Raw genomic sequence first — 17,593 nt, forward strand, 5'->3', positions numbered from 1 at the left:
GTATCCCCCTATATAATTTTGTAATGAAAACATGTTTTTTCTCCCGTATGACATGCAGGCCCTACTTGCTTTACGACAACAACGATTGAATCTTGATCACAATCTAAATAAAGAGATTGCACATGTTGGACATTACCTGATGTTTCTCCTTTATTCCATAACGACCTTCTTGAACGAGAATAAAACCATGTTCTTTTCGTTTCTATTGTTTTTTCATATGCCTCTTCATTCATATAAGCTAGCATTAAAACTTCTTTTGTATCTTCTTCAATTACAACTGCTGGTAATAGTCCTTTTGAAAAGTTAGGTTTCATAGCCGCACCTCAACATTTGCATTTCTTAACTTTCTCTTTACGTCCCCTATTGTCGCCTCACCGTAATGAAAGATTGATGCCGCTAATGCTGCATCAACTGTTGTCTTTTGAAACACTTCTATAATGTGATCAGCATGACCGCATCCACCTGACGCGATGACAGGTACGGAAACACTTTTTGAAATTTCTTCTGTTAAACGAAGGTCATATCCGTTTTTCGTTCCGTCTGCATCCATACTCGTTAATAAAATTTCGCCTGCGCCTAGCTCTGTAACGCGCTTTGCCCACCCGATTGCATCCATTCCCGTATCAACTCTTCCGCCGTTCACATATACATTCCACTTATCCTCCGCTACTTTTCTAGCATCAATTGCGACAACAATACATTGTGAACCAAAGTGCTGTGCCCCTTCTTCGATTAATTTTGGATTTCGCACTGCTGCTGAGTTAATTGAAACTTTATCTGCTCCAGCTCTTAGTAAATTGTACATATCTTTCACACTTGAAATTCCTCCGCCAACTGTAAGAGGAATAAATACTTTTGAAGCCGTTTTTTCTACAACATCTATAATCGTTTTTCGTCCTTCATGCGTTGCCGTAATATCTAAAAATACTATTTCATCTGCTCCCGCATCATTATATAAAGCTGCTATTTCAACAGGATCCCCGACATCTTGTAGTCCTATAAAATTTACACCCTTTACGACTCGCCCTTCTTTCACATCTAAACATGGAATAATGCGTTTCGCTAACATAACTTTGTTACCTCTAGCACTTCTTCTAAATCAATCGTTTTCTCGTAAAGAGCCTTACCAATTATGACACCGTATATGTTCATATCATTTAACTTTTTCACATCTTGTATAGATGCAATTCCTCCAGAAGCAATAAGTCGAGTAGCAACGTTCTTTTGTAGTAACTCCAATTGCTCTACATTCGGTCCTGCAAGTGTTCCGTCTTTCGAAATGTCTGTAAACACAATCGTTTGAACACCTATCTTCTCCATTTGTTTTGCTAAATCAATGTAAGAAATTTCAGACACATCAAGCCAGCCTCTCGTTGCTACAAAACCATTTTTCGCATCAATTCCGACGATGATTTTTTCTTTATATAGACGAACTGTCTCTTCTAAAAATGGCTTATCATAAAGAGCGGCTGTTCCTAAAATCACTTTATCTACTCCTACTGAAAATAATTTCTCTACGGATACAAGTGATCGAATTCCTCCGCCAACTTGCACTGGAATACGTACTGCCTTGCAAATTCTTTCAATGACGGACAAGTTTAACGACTCACCAGCAACTGCACCATCTAAATCAACAATGTGCAACCGTTTCGCTCCAAATGTTTCAAATATAATCGCTTGCGCAACTGGGTCTTCATTCATTACTGTTTCTTTACTAAATTCTCCTTGATACAGTCTAACGCATCTCCCTTCTTTTAAATCGATAGCTGGGAAGATTTCCATGTTTCTACCACTCCTTTAAAATTTTTCAACATTTGCATGCCAATGTCACCACTTTTTTCAGGATGAAACTGCGCACCGTATATATTTCCTTTTGCTACAAAACCAGGTACTTTCACTCCATATTCACTTATTCCATATACAATTTCATTTGGACAATCTGCGTAATAAGAGTGGACATAATATACGAAAGAACCATCCTCTACTCCATTCCAAAGCGCTATTTCTCCTTCTTTCTTTAACTCATTCCATCCCATATGAGGAATTTTATAAGGAACCTTTAACTTTCGAATAACGCCTGGCAATAAACTTAACCCGTTACAGTCTTGTAGTTCCTCACTTTTTTCAAATAAAAGCTGCATTCCTAGGCAAATACCTAGAAGTGGTTTTCTGGAACGCCCAATTTCTTGTAACACACGTACTAAATCTTTTTCTTCCAATACATCCATTGCTTTTGGAAATGCACCTACTCCTGGTAAAATCACTCCATCACTTCTAAAAATCTCTTCTTTATCACTCGTTACGATATACGCTGCTCCAATATGCTTTAATGCTTGTTCTACACTACGAATGTTTCCCATTCCATAATCTATAATGGCAATCAATTACAACATCCCTTTCGTTGAATTTACACCAGTAATATTGGCATTTCTTTCGACTGCTTCTCTAAGCGCTCTACCAAACGCTTTAAATAACGCTTCAATTTTGTGATGTGTATTGCTTCCATATAAAATACGAGCATGTAATGTAATATTGGCAGCATGAGCAACTGCTCTAAAAAATTCTTCCGTTAGTTCTGTATCAAAATCCCCAAGCTTCGGATTCGTTAATTCTCCTTGAAATACAATATATGAGCGTCCACTTATATCAATTGCAACAAAGCCTAAAGACTCATCCATCGGTACATATGCTGAGCCGTACCTGTTAATCCCCTCTTTACTGTGCAATGCTTCTTTCAAACAATTTCCGAGTACAATCCCAACATCCTCAACTGTATGATGTGCATCAACGAATACATCCCCTTCTGCCTCCACTTGCAAACCGAATCTTCCATGCCTTGCAAATAAAGTTAGCATATGATCAAAAAAACCAACTCCCGTTCGTACAGAAACGTTCTTCCCATCATCAAGCTGTAAACTTAATTTTATTTTTGTCTCTGTCGTCTCACGTATTTGACTAGACTCACGCATTATTCTTCCTCCTCAAATCTTATTTGAATTGCTCTCGCATGCGCATGTAACCCTTCTTTATTGGCAAGCTCTACAATATGATGTTTTACATCTCTTAATGCTTCCTCTGTATAAGACAGAAAGCTTGATTTTTTCACAAAATCATCGACTGATAACGGTGAGAAAAACCTTGCCGTTCCACTTGTCGGTAACACGTGATTCGGTCCTGCTAAATAATCCCCGAGCGGTTCTGGTGCATATGGTCCAAGAAAGATAGATCCTGCATGTTTCACATAAGCTAGAGCATTCATTGGTTCTTTTATATGTAACTCTAAATGTTCCGGGGCAATTTCATTCGATAACTTTAGCGCCTCCTCTAAAGAAGGAACGATAAAAATGGCCCCATTTCTCTTTATTGATTCACGTGCAATTTCGCTTCTTGGTAATGTTTCTAACTGCCTTTCTATCTCTTTTTCTACTTTTTTTGCTAAATCTATATTTGTTGTAATACAAATTGCTGTCGCTCTCTCGTCATGTTCTGCTTGTGCTAATAAATCAGCAGCAATATATTTTGCATTGCCGGTTTCATCTGCAATAACTACAATTTCTGACGGTCCAGCAATCATATCGATATTTACTATTCCATATACTTCTCGTTTCGCTAGAGCGACGTACAAATTTCCTGGTCCAACTATTTTATCCACTTTCGGAATCGATTCCGTCCCGTATGCTAAAGCAGCAATTGCTTGCGCACCACCTATCGTATAAATTTCATCTACTCCTGCAAGACTTGCAGCAACTAAAATATGTGGATCAATTCCTCCTTCTCTTGGCGGTGTTGCCATTACAATCTTTTTCACACCAGCGAGTTTTGCTGGCAATACATTCATTAATACTGACGAAGGATACGAAGCAGTTCCGCCTGGCACATATACGCCTACATTCTCTAATGGCCGAATGATTTGTCCTCTCATGATGCCTTTACTCGCGCAATCGAACATCGATTGTCTTTTTTGCTTTTCATGGTACGAAATAATGTTTTTCTTCGCCTCTTGTAACGCTTCTAAAAATGAATTCTCTACAAACATACTCGCTCGTTTTATTTCTTCTTCACTTACACGAAACTCTTTCATCTTTACACCATCAAACTTTTTTGTATAAAAAGATAAGGCCTCATCCCTACTCTCCCTTACATTTTGAACGATTTCACTTACATTTCTTTGAACAGTTTCTTCTATTATATTAGCGTTTTCTCGTAGCAATTTTATTTTCGATAACGCCTTTTGAAAATCTTCAAAAACGATCTCCATTACAAGTCCCCCTATTTTCCTGACAAAATTTCTTGCTCCATCATATTTATAATACTGAATATTTCGTCTTTTTTAGTTTTTAATGCAGCCTTATTTACAATCATTCGAGCAGATATAGAATACATTTCCTCAAATACAATGAGTCCATTTTCTTGTAATGTTTTTCCTGTTTCAACAATATCAACAATCGCATCTGCCAATCCAAGAATAGGAGCAATTTCTACAGAACCTTCTATTTTAATAATTTCTACATCCTCTCCTTTATCATGAAAATAGTTAGAAGTAATATGTGGATATTTCGTCGCAATGCATTTCTTCCGGTAGCTCTTCGGATTATAAGTAGGAATAGAAGCGACACAAAACTTACACACGCCTACTCCTAAATCTAACATTTCATAAATATCTTTCTCGTTTTCCATTAAAATATCTTTTCCAACGACTCCGATATCCGCTACTCCATGTTCTACATAAGTAGCAACATCTACTGCTTTCACTAAAATAAATGAGATATCCGTATTTTTACTTTGAAAGACAAGTTTTCTTCCTTTATTTTTGAGCTCTGAACAATCAATTCCAATCTGCTCAAAGAGCGGAATCACATGTTTTTCTAATCTCCCTTTCGTTAACGCAATTTGAATGTTACGCATGAAGTTTCTCCTTCTTTCTGGACGACCCATTTCTCTTTCCATACATATTCCACTAATGATTCGTTCTTTGCCTCAACGACCGTTACAATTTGATTTTTTCTAGCAAATTGAAAAGTATCATTTAAATTAGAGAATAAAGATAGCGCTACTTTTTTCCCGTCCTTTTGAAGTAAATTTCGTAATCGTTCCGCTTCTGCTAATCTATTTAACTCGTAATGAATCATAATATCTATTCTCTTTCGTTCATATGGCTCTTGCTGCTCTTGCAGCGCCTTTACAATTTGATTAACTTGCACCGCGAGTCCAACAGCCGGTAACATTTCTCCAAAATTTCCAATTAACTCATCATATCTTCCGCCACTAACAATTTCTTCCCCAATTTCATATATATACCCTTTGAAAATAACACCTGTATAATAGTCCAAATGTTGAATCATACCTAAATCAATGGATATGTACGATCCATAGCCTAGTTTTTCAATTGCTTCATATATTTCTTTCACTCTTGTAATAGCCATTTTCATTTCATTACTTGAGGCGAGTTTTTCTGCTTCCTCAATCACTTCTAAATTCCCAAATAACCTCGGTAATTTCTCCAGTAACTTTACTGTTTCATCACATCGATCTAATTTCTTATCTCTAATAAAATTGGATAAAGCGGCATAATTTTTACTTTCAATATATGTTCTAAGAACTTTCTCTTCTTCCTCATGAATGGAGAGCTTTTTGACAATACATTTATATAACTGTACTTGCCCAATCTCTATTGTAAAAGATTGCACCTTCAACTTTTGAAGTGATTGAATGACGCTTATAACACATTCAATTTCAGCTCTTACATTATCAATACCGATAATTTCAATACCACTTTGCACGATTTCATTATATTTTCCAGTAAGGGACTCATTCGCTCGAAATACATTTCCGCTATACGTCACTTTAAGTGGTGTATCACACCTCTGCGTTCCGATCACTCTCGCTAAAGGAATTGTCATATCTGGACGCAATACGATAATCCTTCCCTTTTCATCAAAAAATTTATACATCTTTTCTTCATCTATCGGCCTGCTTTGAAAGGCGAACACATCATAAAATTCAATTGTTGGTGTCCTTATTTCTTCATAACCTCTCTCTAAAAAAGTACGCCTTAAATTTTGCTCCACTTCTTCAATTAACGTACATTCTTCGAATAAATAATCTCTCGTTCCATTTGGATTTGCCCGTTTCCATTTTGTCATCGAAATTCTCACACCTTTCCCTTTCTAATGTATGCTTATTTCATGCACCTAAACCGAAAATAAAAAGAGCCTTGTAGATAAAATATACCTACAAGGCTCTTTAGTAGCGTGTAGGTACAACGGGAATAACCCTTGCACCTACACGTTTTCACGCTAGGTTCAAGGGCTTTATGTATGATGATGTAGTTGTGTAAGCATTTTAATAGATTGCATTGTTTTCATAATACTTACTCCCTTTCTCCTCTAATTTTTACATAGTATATAATACTTAATTCTGAATGTAAATACATTTTAAATATTCCGTTATCTTTTAATATACAGCTATCCTTCTTTCATACTCTTTTATTTCTTGTTCATATTGCATTGTAATACTAATTTCATCTAAACCATTTAATAATTTCTCTTTCCACATTTTCTCGATTGTAAAATGAAACCTGTGCGTACTTGTTGTAATTACTTCATTCTCTAAATCTACTTCTATTTGTTCTCTTGCATCTGTTTTGGCAAGCTTTTCTCGCATTTCTTTATCCATTACAATTGGTAACATACCGTTCTTCATACAATTCATATAAAAAATATCTGCAAACCCTCCCGCGATAATTACGCGGAAACCATAATCAGCAAGTGCCCACGGTGCGTGTTCTCTTGAAGAACCACATCCAAAATTATCACCTGTAATTAATATACTTGCTCCTTTTCTATCTGGTGCATTTAGTGGGAAATTAGGGTTTTCGTGTCGTTCATTATCATATCGCCACTCATCAAATAAAAACTTTCCAAACCCAGTTCTTTCAATTCTCTTTAAATATTGCTTCGGAATAATTTGATCCGTATCAATGTTATTATTCATAAGTACTGCGGCAGTACCTTTATGAATACGAAATGGCTCCATCATAACTCTCCTTTCTTGTATCAACAAAATGACCATATAACGCAGCTGCTGCCGCCATTGCTGGGCTAACTAAATGCGTTCGTGCTCCTTTTCCTTGTCTTCCTTCAAAATTACGATTTGAAGTTGAAGCGCAATGCTCTCCTTCAGGTACTTGATCTGGATTCATTCCAAGACACATGGAACATCCAGGTTCTCTCCATTCAAATCCTGCTTCTTCAAATATGTGATGTAGTCCTTTTTGCATCGCCGCGTCCCTTACTCTTTTCGATCCAGGTACAACGAGTGCTCGCACACCTTCTTTTACCTTTCTTCCTTTCACAACAGATGCAGCAATTTCTAAATCAGAGAGCCTGGAATTTGTACAAGATCCAATGAAAACATGCTGAACTGGAATGTCATACGTACTTTGTCCAGGGCTTAATCCCATATAAGAGAATGCTCTTTCGTCATTTACATCATGCTTTTCTGGCAATTTCTCATCAATACGAACTCCCATACTCGGGTTCGTTCCCCACGTAACGTATGGCGCTAAATCTGTAACATCTATCGAAATATGTAAATCATAAATTGCATCTGCATCTGTATACAGTTCAAACCATTTCTTCTCGAAAGTTTCATAGTCTCTCGGTGCATATTTACGTCCTTTTACATAAGCAACTGTTTTTTCATCCGGCGCGATAATACCCGCTTTTGCTCCTCCTTCAATCGCCATATTACAAAGCGTCATTCTCTCTTCCATCTCCATAGCCTGAATCGTCTCTCCGTAAAATTCCATTACGTATCCAGTTCCAACTGCTACACCGTACTTTGAAAGGAGATGCAAAATAATATCTTTTGCATAAACGCCTTTCTGTAATTTTCCTTTTAACTCAATTCCCATCGCTTTCGGTTTTCTTTGCCATAACGTTTGCGTTGCCAATACATGTTCCACTTCACTCGTACCAATACCAAATGCTAGCGCGCCAAACGCACCGTGCGTTGCTGTATGACTATCACCACAAACAATTGTTTTTCCTGGCTGCGTGAGCCCAAGTTCTGGTCCGATAACATGAACGATCCCTTGCTCTTCATCTCCGATATCTGCTAACGGCACCTGAAATTGTTTACAATTTTCCCGAAGTGTATCTAATTGCTGCTTCGCAATGCGATCGGTAATATTCCAAACATCTTTCGTTGGAATATTATGATCCATCGTTGCGAATGTTAAATCTGGTCTGCGTACCGTTCGATTTGTAAGCCGCAAGCCTTCAAAGGCTTGCGGTGACGTTACTTCATGAACAAGGTGCAGATCGATATATAATAAATCTAATCCATTTTCATTTGTCGCAACTACGTGTCTTTCCCAAAGTTTATCTAGCAACCTTTTCCCCATTATCTTCCTCTCCCTACTAGCGCTTGCTCTTCCATTTCTTGCATTACTGCCTTCGTAAATGAAGTTGTCGTTTCAGTCCCCCCGATATCTGCTGTACATTTTCCTAATTTAAGGACTGCTGAAATCGCTTCTTCAATTGCACACCCTTCTCTCGTTAATCCGAACGATTGTCCAAGCATCATGGCAACAGAGCGCATCATCGCAATTGGATTCGCCTTATTTTTCCCGGCAATATCCGGTGCCGATCCGTGAATAGGCTCGTATAATGAAGGACCCTTTTCCGCGTGACTTGCTGACGGAAGCATTCCTAATGATCCAGCTAATACGGAAGCTTCGTCACTTAAAATATCCCCAAATAAATTTTCTGTTACAATTACATCAAACCGTCCTGGATTCCGAATTAACTCCATAGCAGCTGCATCTACTAAAATATGTTCTAGTTCAACATCTGGATAACGAAGTGCTACTTCTTCTGTTACAGTTCTCCATAGTTTACTAGATTCTAAAACATTCGCCTTATCAATAGATGTTACTTTTTTCTTCCGTTTACTCGCTAATTGAAAAGCATAAGAAACGATACGTTCAATTTCATGGCGATGATACGTAAGTGTATCCGTTGCTACTTCGTCGGTTCGTTCTTTCGGATAAGAAAAATAAATCCCACCTGTTAATTCACGAACGACAACGAAATCAATTTCATCAGCCTTTTTTAATGGCGATAAATGTGCCGTTGCACTTTCTACCGTTACAGGGCGAACGTTCGCAAATACACCGAGCCCTTTTCTTAAAGCTAATAATCCTTTCTCTGGTCTTTCTTTCGCACTATCCCACCTTGGTCCACCAACTGCTCCTAGTAAAACCGCATCACTTGCTAAACAAGCGGCAAGCGTTCGTTGTGGTAATGGTTGCCCATTTAAATCGATAGCACTCCCGCCGAAGTACTCATCTTGCAAATGAAAATGATGACCATATAACCTTTCTACCATATGCAATACTTCCTTCGCACTTTCCATAACTTCCGGTCCAACCCCATCACCAGCTAAACAAACGATACGTTTTTCCAATTTCAACACTCCTTTTAACTGAATTTTCAGAACTTTAATTCGATAGGTGAGAATAGCCCCTCTCACCTATCAAACACTTATTTCACCAGCTGGATAAAAGATTTCAATTTCCCCGCTGCGTGGACATATGCTCTCGCCGACGCTTCCAATACGTCTTGCGCAACACCAAAACCTGATACTTGATGTGTTCCTTCTTTTAATTCAACATGAACATGAGCCAGTGCATCTTGACCTTGTGTAATAGATTGTATGCGATAATCCGCCAATTCACATTCTAATCCTAAAATTCTTTGGATTGCATTATAAATTGCTTCAATACTACCAGAGCCAGTAGCTGCATCTTCGAATACATTTCCTTCCTCATCTTTTAGTACAACTGTCGCACATTGTGTACTATTTGATACGAAATGTACTTGCAGTTGCGTAATATTAAATTGCTGAGCCGCAAATGCTGCTTCACCAAGCATAAGTGCTCGTAAATCTTCCTCCGTAATTTCCTTCTTACGATCAGCTAATTTTTTAAACGCTTCAAACACTGCATCTCGTTCTTCCGTTGTAAATTCATAGCCAAGCTCTTTCATTTTTTCTGTAAACGCGTGACGTCCAGAATGTTTTCCAAGTACAAATAGGTTTTGAGATTCGCCTACTAACTCTGGTTCAATAATTTCATACGTTGTCACTTCTTTTAGAACGCCGTCTTGATGAATTCCGGATTCATGAGCGAATGCATTCGCTCCCACGATTGCTTTATTCTTCGGTACAACCATACCTGTTAATCTGCTTACTAATGTACTTGTCGCTTTAATTTCTTTTAGCGTCATAGAAGGCTCTGCTTGATAGAAATCTTTTCTAATATGAAGAGCAACTGCGACTTCTTCTAATGCCGCATTCCCTGCTCTCTCTCCAATTCCATTAATTGTTCCTTCTACTTGCAATGCTCCCCCTTCAACTGCAGCTAACGAATTTGCTACAGCCATTCCAAGGTCATCGTGACAATGACAAGAGAAAATTGCTTTTTCATATGAAGGAACGGATTCTTGTAAGTACTTAAAAAGAGAATAATATTCTTCTGGATTCGTATATCCAACTGTATCTGGAATGTTAATTACATTGGCTCCTGCACGAATCGCAACTTCTACTGCCTCAGCTAAAAAATCTCTTGCTGTTCTTGTCGCATCTTCTGCAGAAAATTGTACTGTTGGAAATAATGATTTTCCAAGTGTAACAGAACGATGAATACTATCTAACACATCCTCTTTTGACATACAAAGTTTATATTTCATATGAATATCACTCGTAGCTAAAAATACGTGTAAACGAGGAGATACCGCACCTTTCACAGCTTCATATGCTCTTCGAATGTCGCTTTCTTTCGCTCTAGCTAAACTCATAACTGTAGCATTTTGAATTGTATTCGCGATGCGTTTTACCGATTGAAAATCCCCTTCGGAAGCTGCTGCAAAGCCAGCTTCCATAACATGAATCCCTAGTCTTTCTAATTGCCTTGCAATTTGCAATTTCTCTTGTTCATTTAAATTCACTCCTGGTGATTGTTCGCCATCACGTAGCGTCGTATCCATGAACAAAATCTGCTTCATATTATTTCATCCCTACCTTTACTCGTGGCTGTACGAAAGGCATCATTTCACGTAATTTACGTCCAACTACTTCGATTTCGTGTTCATTCTCTTTCACATTTGTCGCATGGAAATTCGGTCTTCCTGCTTTATGCTCTGCAATCCAACCTCTTGCAAATGTACCATCTTGAATTTCTGCTAGTACTGTACCCATCGCTTTCTTCGTATCTTCCGTTACAACACGTGGTCCTGATACGAAGTCGCCCCACTGCGCTGTATCTGAAACTGAATATCTCATATTTTCGAGTCCACCTTCATACATAAGGTCAACAATAAGTTTCAGTTCATGTAAACATTCAAAATATGCAAGTTCCGGCTGATATCCGGCAGCAACTAACGTTTCAAATCCAGCTTTCACCAGCGCAGTTACTCCGCCGCAAAGTACAGCTTGCTCTCCAAATAAATCTGTTTCCGTTTCTTCTTTAAATGTCGTTTCTAATACACCAGCTCTCGTCGCTCCAATTCCATCAGCATAAGAAAGTGCCTTTTCAGTCGCAACTCCTGTTGCATCTTGGTATACTGCAAATAATGCAGGAACAGCTCCGCCTTCAACAAATGTACGGCGTACAAGATGTCCTGGACCTTTTGGCGCTACTAGAAATACATCTACATTCGCTGGTGGTTTCACTTGATCAAAGTGAACATTAAATCCGTGTGCAAAAACGAGAGAATTTCCTGCCTGTAAATTTGGCGCAATTTCCGCTTCATATACTTCTGGTTGCAGTTCATCTGGCAGCAAAATCATTACTACATCAGCCTGCTTTGCTGCTTCTGCTACTGTATATACAGAAAATCCATCTTCTTTCGCTTTATCCCAAGACTTACCTTTTCTTAAACCTACTACTACATCAAATCCGTTATCACGTAAATTTTGCGCATGTGCATGACCTTGCGAGCCATATCCAATGATTGCTACTTTTTTTTCCTTTAATACATTTACCGTTACATCTTTTTCATAATAAACTTTTGCCATTTTCATTTCCCCCTATATTTAAATGATTATTGAATTAACATTACTTGCTTATCTTGCTTTTTCATACTACGCGTAAAGGCTGTTACACCTGTTCTTGCAATTTCTTTCAAACCGTATGGACGAAGTAATTCAATTAATGCTTCTACTTTTTCCTGCGTACCTGTTACTTGCACAACTATGGAATCCTTCCCAACATCTATTACAGCGGCTCGAAACGGTTCAATTAAACTGTATAATTCTGCTCTTGCTACTGATGTTGCTACTTTAATAAGTGCGAGTTCTCTTGCAATCATCGCTTCTTCTGTAATATCTGATACTTTCAAAACATCAATTTGCTTATGAAGTTGTTTAATTAACTGCTCTACTTGCTGTTCATTTTCAACGTGTACAACAATCGTCATCCGCGATATGTCCGATGATTCCGTATGACCTACTGAAATACTTTCAATATTAAAATGTCTTCGTGTCATAACACCTGTAATTCGGTTTAACACACCACTTTGATTTCGAACTGTTGCTGTAACAATTCTCTTCACCTTTTTTCCACTCCCTCCATTTGGTGAACACCTTTCCCTGGCGCAACCATCGGCATTACCTTTTCTGATTGAAGTACACGGCAATCAATTACAACTGGCTCTTGTAATTGAATTGCATGCTGCAATTGTTTCTTCGCAAGAAGTGGATCATCTATGCGAACCCCTTTTATGCCATACGCATTCGCAAGAGCAACGAAATCTGGTTGACACGATAGTAAAGAGTGCGAATATCTTTTGTTATAAAATTCATCTTGCCATTGTCTTACCATTCCTAAAGCTTCATTATTTAAAATAAATACTTTAACAGGTAAAGAGTGTTCTTTTAACACACCTAATTCTTGCAGAGTCATTTGAAATCCAGCGTCACCAACAATTGCAATAACTAATTCATCAGGCTTTGCAATTTGGGCACCAATTGCTGCTGGAAATCCGAAGCCCATCGTTCCTAGTCCTCCTGAAGTTACCCATTTATCTGGAGTTTTCAGCGGATAATATTGGGCTGCCCACATTTGATGTTGCCCCACATCTGTTGTTACAATCGCTTCTCCCTTCGTAATTTCATATAACATATCAATTGCATATTGAGGCTTAATACTTTCAGAATTTCGTTTATAAGAGAATGGATACTTTTCTTTTCTATTCTTTAATAAAGAGATCCACTCATGATGATTTTCTTTCCTTCCTTCTGATTGAAGTAATACTTGGAGCGCTTGCTTAGCACTTGCAACAATAGGAATTTCAGTCGGTACATTTTTTCCGATTTCTGCTGGATCAATATCGATATGCGCGACAGTCGCCTCTTTCGCAAAATAAGCTAAATTTCCAGTAAGACGATCATCGAATCTAGCGCCTATATTAATGAGTAAGTCGCATTCATATAACGCCATATTAGCTGTGTAAGAACCATGCATTCCTCCCATCCCTAGAAATAGTTCATCATCTGGTGGAAACCCACCGAGACCAAGTAATGTATGCACAACAGGAATTTCATATTTACGAGCAAAACTTGTTAATTCTTTCGAAGCTTTCGCATGCAATACACCTGCTCCAGCTAAAATTAATGGCTTGTTTGCAACCTGAATTGCTTGTAATAATTTGTTTATTTGCAGTAGATTCGGTTCATAATTAGGGTTGTATCCTGGTAAATCCATTTGCACATCACTACATCGTTCGCCTTGCTCTACTACCATATCTTTCGGAAGATCAATAACGACTGGGCCTGGTCTTCCTGTTCTAGCAATATGAAATGCCTCTTTAATAATTCGAGGTAAATCGGAAGCCTTTCGCACTTGATAGTTATGTTTTGTCACTGGCATCGTAAGCCCCATAATATCCGCTTCTTGGAAAGCATCACTTCCAATTAACGTTGTTGCTACTTGCCCTGTAAATACAACAAGTGGCAATGAATCAATCATCGCATCTGCTAGACCAGTAATCACATTTGTAGCACCTGGTCCACTCGTTGCAATGACAACCCCTGGATTGCCAGTAATTCTGGCATACCCTTCAGCAGCGTGAATAGCACCTTGTTCATGCCTTGTTAAAATATGCGGAATTTCACAGTCATAGAGTGCATCATAAAGAGGTAAAACAGCACCACCAGGATAACCGAAAATCACTTCTACTCCTTCCTTTTCTAGCGCTTCTAACAATAGCTGTGCACCAGTTGCCAGTTTCTCTTCCGTTTTTGAAGACATTGTTCTTATAAGCCCCCTTTTAAAAACTTTTATCAATAAAAAAAATCCTACGTCCACACTCCAGCTATGTGCTGAAGGGACGAAAGATTTCGCGGTACCACCCTTCTTTGCAAGAATACTCTTGCCTCAGTGACCCATAAAATGAGTCTAGCTAATAACGGAGCTACCGTCTAAGCCTAGACAAATGCTTCAGCTTAGCACTCAAGGGCGATGTTCGTCGACGTGAACCATCGGTTTCCAGCAACCACCGACTCTCTGTGAGGCTTCACAATCAACTACTCCTCCCTATCAACGCTTTCTTATGTTATAAAAAGTTGTTATCCAACTTTATTTTCTTCGTAAATTTTCTCTCCATCTTCTATAACTAACTTTCGGAATTCTTCTAATAAACGATTCGTATGTGGACCCGTTTGCCCTAAACCAATCGTTCTACCATCTACTGTCGTAACAGCAATTACTTCCGCTGCTGTTCCTGTTAAAAATACTTCATCAGCTACATATACGTCATGTCTTGTAAATAACTCTTCTCTAACGTCATATCCAAGTTTTTCACCAATTTCTAAAATAGCATTTCGTGTAATGCCTTCTAACGCTCCAGCAGAACTTGGTGGTGTAATTAATTTATTTCCTTTTACAATAAATACGTTATCCCCTGAGCCTTCAGCTACGTATCCTTGATCATTTAACATAAGCGCTTCTTGTACTCCAGCCAATTTCGCTTCGATGCGAACTAAAATATTGTTTAAGTAATTTAAAGATTTTACTTGAGGCGACAATACATCTGGACGGTTTCGGCGCGTTGCAACTGTTACAACTGGAATCCCTTTTTCATAATATTCTTGTGGGAATAAAGATAGTTGCTCTGCAATTACTACTACATTCGGTTTTTTACAAGAATCAGGATCTAACCCAAGATTTCCTGCTCCTCTCGATACAACTAGGCGAATGTATCCATTAGATAATTTATTTTGTCGAATCGTCTCAACAACAATATTCGTTACTTCATCTAAAGAATATGGAATTTCTAACATGATGGATTTTGCTGATTCATATAACCGGACAAGATGCTCTCTCAAACGGAAAACATTACCGCTATAAACTCTAATTCCTTCAAATACTCCATCTCCATATAAATAACCATGATCATATACTGATACTTTTGCCTCGTCTTTTGGAACAAATTCTCCATTTAAGAAAATCCATTGCTCGTTCACTGGAAAGCGCCTCCTATGTTCTATGAATTTTTTATTGTTTCCTAGTTTACTCTCCTTTCTAAATAAATCAAGTGAATTTTTAGAAAATTTATAATTTTTATTCGTACGTACATCTTTAATTATATTGATTTAACAACATTGTTAACGTTTACAAAAAGTCAAAAAATTTTTTTCGTCAATTTCCATTAAAAAAATATTTGTTTAAAAGAAGGATTTTCGTCAATTGATACGAATCTATTGTATTCAATAAACGGACGTCCGTTTTTATAAATTCGGGAATATACAACGACTTTTGCTGAAAAAGGGGGAAAATAACAAAAATAACGCTGTCTAAAAATAACATTCATATTTTTCATTTCGGAATCATAATCCTATTTTTAAAAAACAATTTGTCAAAATGAAGGAGGAAATCAATATGGCGTGTGTACAAATTAAAGGAACGAGACAAGAGGTAGTAGAGATGCTTCAACTATTTGATCTAATGGATACGAAAGGTTTTTGTAAATTTGATAATTATGTAGAGGTAGAACCAAATAATAAAGAATATAACAATTTCATTGCTTCAATCGACATTCATTCAAATACTTCTTCCGCCCAAGATACTTTAAACGATCAATTCGTAAGTCAAATGCTTACTGGTGTATATAACGACTAAATAAAGTCGTACTTTAATCAGACTACCCGTAAATAACAGATAAATATATGCTTCCTACCGTCTTTATATAAATATATACGATGAACTTGAGCATACTAACAACTAGATGGTAGGAGGTGAGAATTATGGCTAAAATTGGTGTTGAAAATTCGTTAACAGATGTCCAACAAGCTCTTCAGCAACAGGGGCATGAAGTCATTACAATTAACTCGGAACATGACGCACAAGGATGCGACTGTTGCGTTGTAACTGGGCAAGATTCTAATATGATGGGTATTGCAGATACATCAATAAAAGGATCGGTAATTAACGCCCACGGTTTAACAACAGATGAAATTTGCCAGCAAGTTGAGAGCCGCATTTAAATTCAATACAAAAAAGAAAGAGGACCCCTTTTGAAAAGGAGTCCTCTTTTTTATATTCACCTAACGGGAAAGTAACATATACTGGATGAAAGCCCTACCTCTCTCTCATCATTACGGTTCCACTGACCGCTCCTTGATTCACTAGTATACCTATAAAGCCTATAATTATAATTTATAGGGTTTGTTCACAAAAGTTGTTGGTAAAACTACCCGATCTTTCGCAAACTTTTCGTATTATATTTATAAGATTTATTTACTTTACACTAGCTGTAACCGAGACACGAATTAAAATTTTAACATCAATATAGCAACTTGTCAACATTTTTCACAAATTTAAAACAGACAATAACGGTTTGTCTGTTTTAGAATGGAGCTTTTTCTTTTATTACATATACAACAAAACCGCTTACTAACATACATAAGCCAACTACTAAGTTTTTGATATTAATCATAAATTCCTCTCCCTTATTCCACACATCATATATATTTACAGTTCAATTATTCCGATCATCCTAAAGCGCACTTTTTCTAATATATCATAATTCCTAAAAAATGCAAGTTCACCTTTAGCGACCATTTACAAATTTATCTACAGTGCTTGGTACGGTATTTAAAGCTTTTTCAATTAAATGTGTACTACTATTGAGATGCAATACTTGCACACCGTTAGAACCAACTACTAAAAAAGCAACTGGGCTAATAGAAACCCCAGCCCCACTTCCGCCTCCAAATGGATGACTTTGCTTATTCTCTTTATGCTGCCCTTGTCCATTATTATGTTTTTCAGAAATAAATTCACCTTTAAAGTCACTTCCTCCAGCTCCAAAACCAAAGGCCACTTGAGATACTGTTAATACTACATTTCCGTCAGCTGTTGAAACTGGACTTCCAACAATCGTATTTACATCTACCATCTCTTTTAAATTTGTCATTGCTGTTTTCATTAAATTTTCAATTGGATGTTCCATTATGTATTGCACCCTTTCCTCATTATTCTTTTTTATACTTTCCAAAATAGAGGAAGTCATACTAACTTTTCCTATTT

At 37.5% G+C, this 17,593-nt stretch carries 20 protein-coding genes and 1 other annotated feature; of the genes, 2 read left to right on the forward strand and 18 right to left on the reverse strand.

All coding sequences use genetic code 11. The features are described 5' to 3' along the window. Window positions 1–8: 8 nt before the first annotated feature. The 16 genes from hisI to ilvE form a co-directional block, all read right to left on the reverse strand. A complete protein-coding gene (hisI, locus tag QCI47_RS20985; protein ID WP_000803969.1) occupies window positions 9–314 on the reverse strand; it encodes a phosphoribosyl-AMP cyclohydrolase in 306 nt (101 codons plus the stop codon). Then, window positions 311–1,069 (reverse strand): imidazoleglycerol phosphate synthase cyclase subunit, encoded by a 759-nt coding sequence (hisF, locus tag QCI47_RS20990; protein ID WP_061535657.1) that lies wholly within the window; start codon window positions 1,067–1,069, stop codon window positions 311–313. Before hisF ends, hisI begins: the two co-directional genes overlap by 4 nt. Further along, entirely contained in the window at window positions 1,063–1,782 is a 720-nt protein-coding gene (gene hisA / locus QCI47_RS20995) for a 1-(5-phosphoribosyl)-5-[(5-phosphoribosylamino)methylideneamino]imidazole-4-carboxamide isomerase (protein WP_000402310.1), read from the reverse strand. Before hisA ends, hisF begins: the two co-directional genes overlap by 7 nt. After that, window positions 1,755–2,384, reverse strand: a complete 630-nt coding sequence (hisH, locus tag QCI47_RS21000; RefSeq protein ID WP_000560333.1) for an imidazole glycerol phosphate synthase subunit HisH — start codon at window positions 2,382–2,384, stop codon at window positions 1,755–1,757. Before hisH ends, hisA begins: the two co-directional genes overlap by 28 nt. Then, a complete protein-coding gene (hisB, locus tag QCI47_RS21005) occupies window positions 2,385–2,969 on the reverse strand; it encodes an imidazoleglycerol-phosphate dehydratase HisB (protein ID WP_001209290.1) in 585 nt (194 codons plus the stop codon). Beyond that, window positions 2,969–4,258, reverse strand: coding sequence for a histidinol dehydrogenase (gene hisD, locus QCI47_RS21010; RefSeq protein WP_076867498.1), 1,290 nt, complete (start codon window positions 4,256–4,258; stop codon window positions 2,969–2,971). Before hisD ends, hisB begins: the two co-directional genes overlap by 1 nt. A gap of 11 nt (window positions 4,259–4,269) precedes the next feature. Continuing rightward, window positions 4,270–4,905, reverse strand: a complete 636-nt coding sequence (gene hisG / locus QCI47_RS21015; RefSeq protein ID WP_001244470.1) for an ATP phosphoribosyltransferase — start codon at window positions 4,903–4,905, stop codon at window positions 4,270–4,272. Continuing rightward, a complete protein-coding gene (hisZ, locus tag QCI47_RS21020; protein WP_074543509.1) occupies window positions 4,881–6,143 on the reverse strand; it encodes an ATP phosphoribosyltransferase regulatory subunit in 1,263 nt (420 codons plus the stop codon). The genes hisG and hisZ overlap by 25 nt, the downstream gene beginning before the upstream one ends. A gap of 310 nt (window positions 6,144–6,453) precedes the next feature. Next, complete coding sequence (gene leuD, locus QCI47_RS21025) at window positions 6,454–7,035, reverse strand: 3-isopropylmalate dehydratase small subunit (RefSeq protein ID WP_000433210.1); 582 nt, start codon at window positions 7,033–7,035, stop codon at window positions 6,454–6,456. Beyond that, window positions 7,013–8,407, reverse strand: a complete 1,395-nt coding sequence (leuC, locus tag QCI47_RS21030; protein WP_073541083.1) for a 3-isopropylmalate dehydratase large subunit — start codon at window positions 8,405–8,407, stop codon at window positions 7,013–7,015. The genes leuD and leuC overlap by 23 nt, the downstream gene beginning before the upstream one ends. Then, window positions 8,407–9,471 (reverse strand): 3-isopropylmalate dehydrogenase, encoded by a 1,065-nt coding sequence (leuB, locus tag QCI47_RS21035; protein WP_000415369.1) that lies wholly within the window; start codon window positions 9,469–9,471, stop codon window positions 8,407–8,409. Before leuB ends, leuC begins: the two co-directional genes overlap by 1 nt. Before the next feature lie 77 nt (window positions 9,472–9,548). Further along, window positions 9,549–11,069 (reverse strand): 2-isopropylmalate synthase, encoded by a 1,521-nt coding sequence (gene leuA / locus QCI47_RS21040; protein WP_076867496.1) that lies wholly within the window; start codon window positions 11,067–11,069, stop codon window positions 9,549–9,551. Window position 11,070: 1 nt separating this feature from the next. Continuing rightward, a complete protein-coding gene (gene ilvC, locus QCI47_RS21045) occupies window positions 11,071–12,081 on the reverse strand; it encodes a ketol-acid reductoisomerase (RefSeq protein ID WP_074543506.1) in 1,011 nt (336 codons plus the stop codon). A 26-nt stretch (window positions 12,082–12,107) separates the two neighbouring features. After that, window positions 12,108–12,617, reverse strand: coding sequence for an acetolactate synthase small subunit (gene ilvN, locus QCI47_RS21050; RefSeq protein WP_000822948.1), 510 nt, complete (start codon window positions 12,615–12,617; stop codon window positions 12,108–12,110). Next, the gene (gene ilvB, locus QCI47_RS21055; protein ID WP_309422147.1) at window positions 12,614–14,314 is read right to left on the reverse strand and encodes an acetolactate synthase large subunit; all 1,701 of its coding nucleotides are present in this window, start codon (window positions 14,312–14,314) and stop codon (window positions 12,614–12,616) included. The genes ilvN and ilvB overlap by 4 nt, the downstream gene beginning before the upstream one ends. Window positions 14,315–14,386: 72 nt before the next feature. Beyond that, window positions 14,387–14,615: a binding site (T-box leader), on the reverse strand. A 16-nt stretch (window positions 14,616–14,631) separates the two neighbouring features. Further along, window positions 14,632–15,528 carry a branched-chain-amino-acid transaminase gene (gene ilvE, locus QCI47_RS21060; protein ID WP_001005497.1) on the reverse strand — a complete coding sequence of 299 codons (897 nt, stop codon included), beginning with the start codon at window positions 15,526–15,528 and terminating at the stop codon, window positions 14,632–14,634. Window positions 15,529–15,943: 415 nt separating this feature from the next. Here ilvE and QCI47_RS21065 point away from each other — a divergent pair, with 415 nt between their 5' ends. Together QCI47_RS21065 and QCI47_RS21070 are read left to right on the forward strand one after the other, a co-directional pair. Further along, window positions 15,944–16,183 (forward strand): DUF3911 family protein, encoded by a 240-nt coding sequence (locus QCI47_RS21065; RefSeq protein ID WP_000752508.1) that lies wholly within the window; start codon window positions 15,944–15,946, stop codon window positions 16,181–16,183. 125 nt (window positions 16,184–16,308) lie between these two features. Next, window positions 16,309–16,548 carry a YkuS family protein gene (locus tag QCI47_RS21070; protein WP_001062580.1) on the forward strand — a complete coding sequence of 80 codons (240 nt, stop codon included), beginning with the start codon at window positions 16,309–16,311 and terminating at the stop codon, window positions 16,546–16,548. A gap of 362 nt (window positions 16,549–16,910) precedes the next feature. On the opposite strand, the gene QCI47_RS21075 is transcribed toward QCI47_RS21070, so the two are convergent. Both QCI47_RS21075 and ytfJ read right to left on the reverse strand, forming a co-directional pair. Then, a complete protein-coding gene (locus QCI47_RS21075; RefSeq protein WP_000608225.1) occupies window positions 16,911–17,000 on the reverse strand; it encodes a hypothetical protein in 90 nt (29 codons plus the stop codon). Window positions 17,001–17,114: 114 nt separating this feature from the next. Further along, window positions 17,115–17,576 carry a GerW family sporulation protein gene (gene ytfJ, locus QCI47_RS21080; protein WP_001997038.1) on the reverse strand — a complete coding sequence of 154 codons (462 nt, stop codon included), beginning with the start codon at window positions 17,574–17,576 and terminating at the stop codon, window positions 17,115–17,117. Between the last annotated feature and the right edge of the window lie 17 nt (window positions 17,577–17,593).

It is taken from the genome of Bacillus cereus group sp. RP29, from assembly GCF_040459765.1.
Lineage (GTDB): Bacteria > Bacillota > Bacilli > Bacillales > Bacillaceae_G > Bacillus_A > Bacillus_A paranthracis.

What these genes read in the sequence shown, in the direction of transcription:
- ilvB (WP_309422147.1), bottom strand. Translation starts at nt 14,314, where the DNA reads ATGTCTTCAAAAACGGAAGAGAAACTGGCAACTGGTGCACAGCTATTG.
- hisG (WP_001244470.1), bottom strand. Translation starts at nt 4,905, where the DNA reads ATGCGTAACATTCAAATTGCGTTAACGAAAGGGAGATTAGAAAAACAT.
- leuC (WP_073541083.1), bottom strand. Translation starts at nt 8,407, where the DNA reads ATGGGGAAAAGGTTGCTAGATAAACTTTGGGAAAGACACGTAGTTGCG.
- hisA (WP_000402310.1), bottom strand. Translation starts at nt 1,782, where the DNA reads ATGGAAATCTTCCCAGCTATCGATTTAAAAGAAGGGAGATGCGTTAGA.
- QCI47_RS21065 (WP_000752508.1), top strand. Translation starts at nt 15,944, where the DNA reads ATGGCGTGTGTACAAATTAAAGGAACGAGACAAGAGGTAGTAGAGATG.
- leuA (WP_076867496.1), bottom strand. Translation starts at nt 11,069, where the DNA reads ATGAAGCAGATTTTGTTCATGGATACGACGCTACGTGATGGCGAACAA.
- hisD (WP_076867498.1), bottom strand. Translation starts at nt 4,258, where the DNA reads ATGGAGATCGTTTTTGAAGATTTTCAAAAGGCGTTATCGAAAATAAAA.
- QCI47_RS21075 (WP_000608225.1), bottom strand. Translation starts at nt 17,000, where the DNA reads ATGATTAATATCAAAAACTTAGTAGTTGGCTTATGTATGTTAGTAAGC.
- hisF (WP_061535657.1), bottom strand. Translation starts at nt 1,069, where the DNA reads ATGTTAGCGAAACGCATTATTCCATGTTTAGATGTGAAAGAAGGGCGA.
- ilvC (WP_074543506.1), bottom strand. Translation starts at nt 12,081, where the DNA reads ATGGCAAAAGTTTATTATGAAAAAGATGTAACGGTAAATGTATTAAAG.
- leuD (WP_000433210.1), bottom strand. Translation starts at nt 7,035, where the DNA reads ATGGAGCCATTTCGTATTCATAAAGGTACTGCCGCAGTACTTATGAAT.
- hisI (WP_000803969.1), bottom strand. Translation starts at nt 314, where the DNA reads ATGAAACCTAACTTTTCAAAAGGACTATTACCAGCAGTTGTAATTGAA.
- hisZ (WP_074543509.1), bottom strand. Translation starts at nt 6,143, where the DNA reads ATGACAAAATGGAAACGGGCAAATCCAAATGGAACGAGAGATTATTTA.
- hisB (WP_001209290.1), bottom strand. Translation starts at nt 2,969, where the DNA reads ATGCGTGAGTCTAGTCAAATACGTGAGACGACAGAGACAAAAATAAAA.
- QCI47_RS21070 (WP_001062580.1), top strand. Translation starts at nt 16,309, where the DNA reads ATGGCTAAAATTGGTGTTGAAAATTCGTTAACAGATGTCCAACAAGCT.
- ytfJ (WP_001997038.1), bottom strand. Translation starts at nt 17,576, where the DNA reads ATGACTTCCTCTATTTTGGAAAGTATAAAAAAGAATAATGAGGAAAGG.